General features: G+C 68.6%; 6 protein-coding genes. 5 read left to right on the plus strand and 1 reads right to left on the minus strand.

The genetic code is table 11. The features are described from left to right. Window positions 1-12: 12 nt before the first annotated feature. The gene (locus MKL01_RS29920) at window positions 13-1,527 is read right to left on the minus strand and encodes a UbiA family prenyltransferase (RefSeq protein ID WP_243908820.1); all 1,515 of its coding nucleotides are present in this window, start codon (window positions 1,525-1,527) and stop codon (window positions 13-15) included. A 242-nt stretch (window positions 1,528-1,769) separates the two neighbouring features. Here MKL01_RS29920 and MKL01_RS29925 point away from each other — a divergent pair, with 242 nt between their 5' ends. The 5 genes from MKL01_RS29925 to MKL01_RS29945 form a co-directional block, all read left to right on the plus strand. After that, entirely contained in the window at window positions 1,770-4,154 is a 2,385-nt protein-coding gene (locus MKL01_RS29925) for an AAA family ATPase (RefSeq protein ID WP_243908821.1), read from the plus strand. Continuing rightward, window positions 4,151-5,344, plus strand: coding sequence for an acyltransferase (locus MKL01_RS29930; protein ID WP_243908822.1), 1,194 nt, complete (start codon window positions 4,151-4,153; stop codon window positions 5,342-5,344). The genes MKL01_RS29925 and MKL01_RS29930 overlap by 4 nt, the downstream gene beginning before the upstream one ends. A gap of 59 nt (window positions 5,345-5,403) precedes the next feature. Next, window positions 5,404-6,891 (plus strand): polysaccharide biosynthesis/export family protein, encoded by a 1,488-nt coding sequence (locus MKL01_RS29935; protein ID WP_243908823.1) that lies wholly within the window; start codon window positions 5,404-5,406, stop codon window positions 6,889-6,891. After that, complete coding sequence (locus MKL01_RS29940) at window positions 6,888-8,210, plus strand: O-antigen ligase family protein (RefSeq protein ID WP_243908824.1); 1,323 nt, start codon at window positions 6,888-6,890, stop codon at window positions 8,208-8,210. Before MKL01_RS29935 ends, MKL01_RS29940 begins: the two co-directional genes overlap by 4 nt. A gap of 59 nt (window positions 8,211-8,269) precedes the next feature. Further along, a partial coding sequence (locus tag MKL01_RS29945) for a 3-hydroxyacyl-CoA dehydrogenase NAD-binding domain-containing protein (protein WP_243908825.1) occupies window positions 8,270-8,764 on the plus strand: 495 nt, incomplete at its 3' end.

Consider the following 8,764-nt stretch of genomic DNA (forward strand, 5'->3'; position numbering starts at 1 on the left):
TCCACATGATACTCAGACGCTCGAAGCGATGATCACCGCGCAGGCGACGCCCGTCACAAGGCTGACCCTATCCTTCAGGGCGAAGACGATCGGGTCGTCGTCCATCTCGCCCCGCCGCGTCTTCAGGATCACCCGGCTGACCCAGAACAGGATCGCCAAGCAGATCAGCCACATGCGCTCGGGGTGGCGGTACAGCGCCGAGACGGCGTCGCTGTTTAGGTAGAGCGCCATCACGAGGGCGGTGAGGTAGCCGCTCGCCGCCGCCATCGACTCGAGGGACGGGAGGTCGTCCAGCCGGTAGCCGCGACCCTCGGGATCACCCTTGCCAGCCTGGACCCGGTCGACCAGCTCCGCGCAGCGCTTCACCAGCGCCAGGCACAGGAACAGGAAGATCGACAGGGCCTGGAGCCAGTGGGAGAGCACCAGGCCCACCGCGGCGGCGCCGCCGACCATCCGGCACGCGTAGAGCACCGCGAGCGCGACGACGTCGGCGACCATCTTACGCTTGAGATAGAGCGAGTAGACGGTCGTCAGGAGGAAATAGCCTCCGAGGACCCCCAGGAACTCCAGCGGCAGCGGCGATGCCAGGAGGAGTGCCGCCGTCAAGAGCGCCGGGATCATCAGGGCGCCGTGGATGAGGGGAACGCGGCCGGAGGCGAAGGGGCGCCGGCATTTGCGGGGATGGGCGCGATCCGACCTCAGATCGAGGAGATCGTTGAGGACGTAGACCGCCGAGGCGCAGAAGCTGAAGCTCCAGAAGGCCAGCATGCACAGCGCCAGCGTGGCCAGATCGGCATGCGCGGCCATCGCGGGCGCGAAGACCAGGATGTTCTTCAGCCACTGGTGCGGGCGCAGGGCACGGAGGTAATCGCGCCAGGGCATCGCGCCCGAATCCAGGGACTCCGCCCCGGGGCTCAGCGCCCTCAGCTTGCGGAAGAGGCGCTCGGTGCCGCCGGCCATCACGGCGTTCCGGCAGCGGCCCCAGACATGGAGATCGACGCTCGAACCGCCGATGTAATCGAAGCGCCGCTCGCCGAAGCGGCGACACAGTGCGTCCGCCTTGGCGCGCCCTGACAGGTTCACGCCCCCCGACGAGCCCAGCACCCCGTCGAACAGGCCGACGCGCGCGCTCATCGCCTCGACGAGGCGGATATCCGACGCGGAGGCGAGATAGATCTGCCGGCCCGCCGCCTTCTCGGCGCGGATCCGCGCGATCACCGCCTCGTTCAGCGGAATGTTGGCGATGTCGAGCCGCAGGTCATCGACAAGACGGGCCTTGAGCGCGCCCTTGCCGTCGCGGAGACTGAGCAGCGCGGACGCCGCGCGGAAGGGACGGCTCCCCGCCAGGGCAAGGAACGATTCCACGAGCAGATCGGAGTGGATCAGGGTGCCGTCGAGATCGACCACGAGAGGAATCTCGGTCGGCGCCGCCCCCGAAAAGGCCGCGCTCCCGACGGTCCCGGCCGGACCCCGCGGGAGTTCAATGATCGCATCGACATCGTCGATCAGTGAGGGCAAACTACTCACTTTGCCGGATCTCCCACGCCTGCGATGCTGACGAGAAGACGGTATAATAGCCTATCGAGAGCTTTAACCCGTCTATCTGCGTGCTTTGAATAGCCCTGCGACAGCTTCCCATCATGATTTTTGTCAACACGCTGCCGCGCTGCAGCACCTAACTCAGGGTCGTGCACTTCCGAGCTGCGGAACCTTCGCGCCCCGCAGCACGAACCGGTGTTCCTCGAGCGACCCCGCCCAGAGAATCATTGATGGCCATGCACGCTGAGTCGGGTGAATTCTCTGCCCGGCAGTTCAACCTGCTCGAACTGTCCCGCATCATCCGCCGGCACTGGCGGATCCTCTCGCTCGCCATGCTGACGTGCCTGGGGGCCGGCACGTGCTACGCGCTGCTCGCCGCACCGGTGTATCAATCGACCGCGCGGATGCTCATCGACACGCGGCGCACGCAGCTGTTCTCGCCGCAGCAGTCGGTCGTCTCGAGCGATACGTTCGACGCCGCCTCGGTGGAGAGCCAGGTCGAGGTCATCCGCTCCGAGAACCTGGCGCGGTCGGTGATCCGCGACCTGAGGTTGCTCGACGACAACGACTTCATGCCGAAATCCTCGGGCCCCGTCGCGATGATCATGGGGCGGGTCGCGCACCTTCTCGGCCGCGACAAGCAATCGTCCCCGGACGAGCGCGTCCGCGAGGCCCTCAGCCGCTTCGCCAACAATCTGCGGATCAACCGTCTGGGGATCACCTACGTCATCGAGATCAGCTTCTCGGCGCGGACCCCCCAGCTCGCCGCGCGGATCGCCAACGGGGTGGCGGCCGGCTACATCGCGGGTGAACTCGACGCCAAGCGCGAGACGACGCGACGGGCCACCGTCTGGCTCCAGGACCGCATCGCGGAGCTGCGCGAGCAGACCTTCGCGGCCGACCGGGCGGTCCAGTCGTTCAAGGCGGACAACAACATCGTCACGATCGGCCGCAGCCTGATCAGCGACCAGCAGCTCGCCGAACTCAGCACCCAGCTCACTACGGCGCGCGGTCAGACCGCCGAGACGCATGTGCGGCTGGAATGGGCGCAGCGCGCCCTCAAGGAGGGGATGCCCGACGCCACGACGATCGACAGCCTGAAGAGCGACGTCCTCGGCCGCCTGCGCCAGCAGATCGTCGATCTCACCGCCCGCGAGGACGATTGGTCTCGACGCTTCGGCCGGGACAATGCGGCGTCCGAAAGCCTGCGCGCGTCGATCAAGCAGGCCAAGCGCGCCTTCGAGGATGAATTGCGGCGGCTCGCGGAAGTCTATCGCGGCGAGTTCGAAGTCGCCCGGGCCCGCGAGGACGCCATCCAGGCCAACCTCGGCCACATGCTCAAGGTCTCGGCCGACACCGACCTGAAGACGGTCGGCCTGCGCGAACTCGAGAGCTCCGCCCAGAGCTACAAGGGTCTCTACGACAGCATGCTGACGAAGTTCATGGAGGCGAGCCAGCAGGCGCTGCTGCCGACCACGGACGCCCGGATCATCACCGCCGCCTTCCCGCCGTCCGGCAAATCCGAGCCGCGCAGCGTGGTCATCCTGGGCGTGTCGAGCGTGCTCGGCCTGATGGCCGGCCTCGGCGTCGTGTTCCTGCGGGAAGCCACCGACCGGGTCTTCCGGCGGCCGGAGCAGATCGAGGCCGCCACCGGCGCCGAATGCCTGGGCGTCCTGACCGACGTGCCCACCGGAAAGTCCAGCCGCCTGCCCGCCCTCGACAGTTCCGGCGAACGCCAGATCCGCTGCCAGACGTTGATCGAACGCTACTCGGTCAGCGAGCCGACCTCGCTCTTCACCGAGACGCTGCGGTCGATCCGGGTGGCGATCGACGTCGAGGGCAGCGACCGGGCGCAGATCATCGGCATCACCTCCACCCTGCCCGGCGAGGGCAAGAGCACGGTGGCGCTGAACCTCGCGCGCCTGATCGCCCATGGCGGCCACCGCGTGCTTCTGATCGACGGTGATCTCCGCCGCCGCGCCCTGACCCTCGGCCTCAGCGAGTCCGGCGCGCCGGCCCTGGTGGAGGTTCTGCGGGGCGAGCAGCTCGTGTCCGACGTGCTCTGGCAGTGCCCCGAGACCGGGATGCACTTCCTGCCTGTGGGCACCTACGAGGGCAGCCGCCACATGGCGGAGCTGATCCCCGCCTCCGGGCTCGCGCAGGTGCTGGCCTGGACCCGCGAGGCGTTCGACTACGTCCTGATCGATCTCCCGCCCCTGGTCCCGGTGGTCGACGTGCGCGCGGCCAACCGGCTCATCGACCGGTTCCTGCTGGTGGTGGAGTGGGGGCAGACGACGCAGGACGTTGTCCGCGCCGAGCTCTCCGCCAACCGGGCGATCCGCGACAAACTGCTCGGCGTCGTGCTCAACCGCATCGATCCGCGCTTCCTCAAGCAGATCCACGCGAACCGCGGCAGCCGCTACGGCACCTACCTGCACCGGTCCGACGAGGATGCAGGCCGGGCGGACCGGACATGGCGGGACGCCATCCCGCGGATGATCGCCTCCCTGCGCCGCGGACGGTCGGTGCCGCGGCGTCGCGACCAGCGCGCGGGCGCGCCGCAGCTTCCGCCGGCCCAGCTGCCTCCCCAGCGGCACGGCAGCGACGCGTCATGACCGGTCCGGGAGTCCGTCCCGCTCCACAGGCAGCGACCCGGCCGGCCGGCGCCCCGCGCCCCGGCGACGAGACGGCGCGGCTCGACGCCTTCAAAGGGCTGTTCATCCTGCTCATCGTGGCCGGACACAACCACACGCTCGAAGCCGTCGCCGGCGAGGCGCGGGGCGGTCTCTATCTCGTTCACGTGGCGATGTTCCTGCTCCTGCCGTTCCTGCGGCCGCGGAGCACCTGGAGCCGGCTGGGCTGGGCCGACGGCCTCGTCCGCTACGGCTGGCCGATGGTGGTGTTCTGCACGCTCTACACGGGCCTGTTCGCCACCTTCAGCGGCCGGAGCCTCGGCGAGGCCCTCGTGGGCATTCCCTACGCCCTCGTGGCGATGAGCGCGCGGGTCTTCGAGGACGTCAGCGGTCTGCAGATCCTCTGGTTCCTTCCGGCCCTGATCGGCATCCGGTTCGCCCTCAAGCTCCTCGGCGCCCCCGGGGCTCCCTCCCTGCGGGTCCTGCTTCCCCTGGCCCTGGCCGCGCATCTGACGGTCGGTCTCCTGCCGGAGGCATGGCTGGTCATCACCCCGCTCGGCTGGCCGATCGTCGCCTACATGCTCTTCCCGGGACTGTTGGTGTACGCGCTCCACGAGGGCGGCTTCCGCATCCCCCTCCGGTACGTCGGACCGGCCCTGCTCGTGGCCGTGCTCCTCGCCGTGGTCTATCGCCATGCCGGGCCGATCCTCGGTGCGCGCCCGTCGCCACCGTTGTACTCGGTCGGCAAACTCGAGATCCCCTCGATCGCCGAGCCCGCACGGCTTCTGGCCGCCGACGCGGCCCAGGTGATCGTTCTGTTCTCGGCCCTGACTCTGTGCGGGCTGTCTTGGCTGCAGGTCGGGCTGACGGGGTTCGGCCGGCGCTCCCTCGAGATCTTCCTGTTCCACCAGCCGATCTACATCGCTCTGCTCACCCTGGCCCGAAAGCTCGGGGGCGCCCCCGGCGACGTCGCGACCGGGCTGCTGCTGTTCTGCCTCACCGTGGCGCTGTCGTTCACGGCGGCCCAGCTGCTTGCCGGATATCCGCGGGTGCGCGCCCTTCTGTTCCCGCAGGGCGCACCGCGCCTGCGCGACCTGACGGCGCTGAAGCGTGCCGGATCGCGCGGCCTGCCGATCCGCGCCGGCACGTCCAACCCGCCGGCCGCGCGATGACCGATCTGATCACCGGGACCGCCGCGGCGGCTGCCGCATCCCGAACGAGGACGAAGAGCATGCGACTGTGCGGCGTACGACGGCTCGGGCTCACGGCGGTCCTCGCCGGCCTCCTGGCCTCCGGTCAGAGCCTGGCCGGCCCCGAGATGATGCCCGCGGCCCAGACGGCCGAGCCCACGCCGGCCCACCGGATGGAGCCGGGCGACGTGCTGGAAATCAACGTGATCGGCACAGCCGATCTGAAGCAGCGCGTGGTGGTCGGCCTCGACGGCGACCTCCAGCTCAACCTCGTCGGGCCCCTTCCGGCGGTGGGGATGACCCTGCAGGAGCTGCGCACCCGAATCTGCACGGCGCTGTCGCGGAAGGTGCTGAAGCAGCGCACGCCCGACGGGCAGGAGACGATGCAGACGATCGAGCCGGACGACGTCACCGTCACCATCGCGGAGTACCGCCCGATCTACATCAGCGGCGACGTGTCCCGCCCCGGTGAGATCCCGTTCCGTCCGGGCATCCTGGTGAGCCAGGCGATCACCCTGGCGGGCGGCTACGACATCATGCGGTTCCGGCTTGGCAACCCGTTCCTCGACAGCGCCGACATGAAGAGCGACTACGACACGCTCTGGATGGACCTCGTGCGCGAGCAGGCCCGCATCGCCCGCATCGAGGCCGAGCTCAAGGGACAGCCCGACCTGGCAGGGTTCGAGATCCGCGGCACGCCCCTGCGGCCCGCGGCGGTGCAGCAGATCATCCGCCTCGAGACGGACCAGCTCAAGGCCCGCAACGCCGACTACCAGAAGGAGCGCGAGTTCTTCGAGCGCGCCGTCGCGCAGTCCGACAACAACCTCGCGGTGCTGACGGAGCAGCAGAAGAACGAGAAGGAGGGTGCCGATCTCGACACCTCCGACTACGAGCGGATCCGCGACCTGTTCCAGCGCGGTGCGGTGCCGATCACCCGCCTGACCGACGCGCGGCGCTCCATGCTGCTCTCCGCCACCCGCTCGCTCCAGACGCAGAACCAGATCGAGCAGGTGAAGAAGGACCGCGAGGACGCCCGCCGGAACCTCCAGCGGACCTCGGACAAGCGCCAGATCGACCTGACCCAGGACCTCCAGAACTCGGTCTCGAAGATCGCCACGACCCGGAACAAGCTGGAAGCCGTGGGCGACAAGCTCGTCTACACCGGTCTGGTCAAGTCGCAGCTCGTCCGCGGCAAGGGCGGGGAGCCCGATCTCAAGATCTCGCGGCGGACCCCGGCGGGCCGGGTACGCACCCGCGCCCAGGACGACACCGAACTCCTGCCCGGCGACGTGCTGGAGGTCTCCCTGGAGGCCGAGGTCGTGCCGCCCGCGCCGCCGCAGGCGACGCTGTCGAACGAGAAGGCGGCGCCGCCGGCCAGCCAACCCGCGGGCGCCGCTGAGCAGAAGGACAGCGCGCGCGGCCCCGCGACGGTGGCGGTCAACGAGCCGGGACGGCCGGCCGTCCGGCCGCTTCCCGACCGCAAGCCGCCGGCCGGCGAGCGCAACCCGGGCGCCGGAGCGAACCGGTGAAAGCTCCGTCGCTGATGGACAAGGCCGTGGCGTCCGGCTTGGTGCTGGCGCTCGCGGGCCTGTTCAGCGGCCTGACCGCCAACACGCCGCTGGGCAGCCTGAAGCCGTTCGACATCCTGATCATGCTGATCACGGTGCCCTGCTTCATGAGCAAGAACGCGAGCCAATACAGGATCAGCGCGGGGCTGATCCTGATGATCATCTTCTACCTGGTCTGCACCGTCCCGAGCTGCATCGAGAACGACTTCCTCTACGGCCTGCGCCGCGGGATCCAGGTCATGATCCTCGTGTCCTACGGCTTCGTGCTGCTGAACGTGAATTTCGCGGCGCTGAACCGCCGGCACTACCTCGCCGCCCTGGCGGTGATGAGCTGCATCGTCGCCTTCAACGTCGGCTGGCACGTGGCGAACGGGTTCCTCACGGACTGGAAGCGGCTCGGGGATCCGAAATCGCTGTTCATCTTCCTGCCGGCCTGCGTCGGCGTCGGGATCGTGCTGAAAGTCCTGCCGCGCAACACATTCACCGGGTTGGTCTGGGCGCTCCTGTGCGTGCTCATCATGATGTCGGGCGAGCGCAAGGCGCTGCCGGCCTTCTTCCTGATCAGCATGGCGGTGTACCTCGATCTGCGCAGCCTACGCGGCTTCGCCCTGGCCGTCGCCGCCGGCCTCGTCGTCGTGATGGCCGCGGACGTCATCCTCGACGGCTACGTCTTCCGCCGGGTCGACAGCATCTTCGCGGGCTCGGACGCCCGCAACGATCCGCTCTACATTCTCCAGGGCGGCATCCCCGCATCCCTGAGCGACGCCCAGCGCAAGCTCGGCATCCAAGTCGCCACCCAGCTGTTCCACGACAACCCGATCTTCGGATCGGGCATGGAGTCGACGGCGAACTACGCCCGCAGCCATTTCGCGAACTATCCAAAGTTCCTGACCGGCGTTGCCCACAATGAATTTTGGAGAGTCCTTGCGGAACACGGAATATTCGGCATGGTCTTCATGTTGATACCGATCTTCCGGACACTGTTCCTTGCCGTCATGGACAGCGTCACATTCTGCCGCGTCTACCGACAGACCTTCTACCCGCGCTGCATGATCATCATCTTGACACCCATCTCCGCCTACATGTGGTCCGAGGGTTCGGGCGTGGAGATGTTCGCGCTGGTGATGCTCGTCGCCCTCCTGCCGGAGATCATGCCCAGGATCGCTGCGCGCTGCCTGCCCCCGCCTGCGCCGGCGGCGTCCGAGACCCCGATCGCCAGGAGAAGGCCGTCGCGGAGCGTCCAGAACGCGTCCCGCGGCTTGGTCGCCGTCTCGTCGTGAGCGGGCCGCCGTGATGCCTTTCCGTCGATCCTGACGACGCAACACCGAAGGAGATCCAGATGAAGATCACGATCGTGGGCTCGGGCTATGTCGGCCTCGTCTCGGGCGCGTGTTTCGCCGATTTCGGTCACAGCGTGGTCTGCGTCGACAAGGATGCCGACAAGATCGCCTCCCTGAAGGCGGGCAAGATGCCGATCTACGAGCCCGGGCTCGAGGCCCTGGTGGCGGAGAACGTCCGGCAGGAGCGCCTGATCTTCACCACCGACCTCGCGGCGGCCGCCTCGGAGGCGGACGCGGTGTTCATCGCGGTGGGCACGCCCTCCCGCCGCGGCGACGGCTTCGCCGATCTCAGCTTCGTCCACGCCGTGGCGCGGGAGATCGCCCCGGTGCTCACCGGCTTCACGGTGGTGTGCACCAAATCGACGGTCCCGGTCGGGACGGGCGACGAGGTCGAGCGGATCATCCGGGAGGCGAACCCGTCCGCGGACGTGTCGGTGGCCTCGAACCCGGAGTTCCTGCGCGAGGGCGCGGCGATCACCGACTTCAAGCGGCCC

The organism is Methylobacterium sp. J-070 (genome assembly GCF_022829385.1).
Taxonomy (GTDB): Bacteria; Pseudomonadota; Alphaproteobacteria; order Rhizobiales; family Beijerinckiaceae; genus Methylobacterium.

Bases quoted from the DNA above. Each gene is read 5' to 3' on its own strand.
- MKL01_RS29925 (WP_243908821.1), top strand. From the start codon at position 1,770: ATGGCCATGCACGCTGAGTCGGGTGAATTCTCTGCCCGGCAGTTCAAC.
- MKL01_RS29935 (WP_243908823.1), top strand. From the start codon at position 5,404: ATGCGACTGTGCGGCGTACGACGGCTCGGGCTCACGGCGGTCCTCGCC.
- MKL01_RS29930 (WP_243908822.1), top strand. From the start codon at position 4,151: ATGACCGGTCCGGGAGTCCGTCCCGCTCCACAGGCAGCGACCCGGCCG.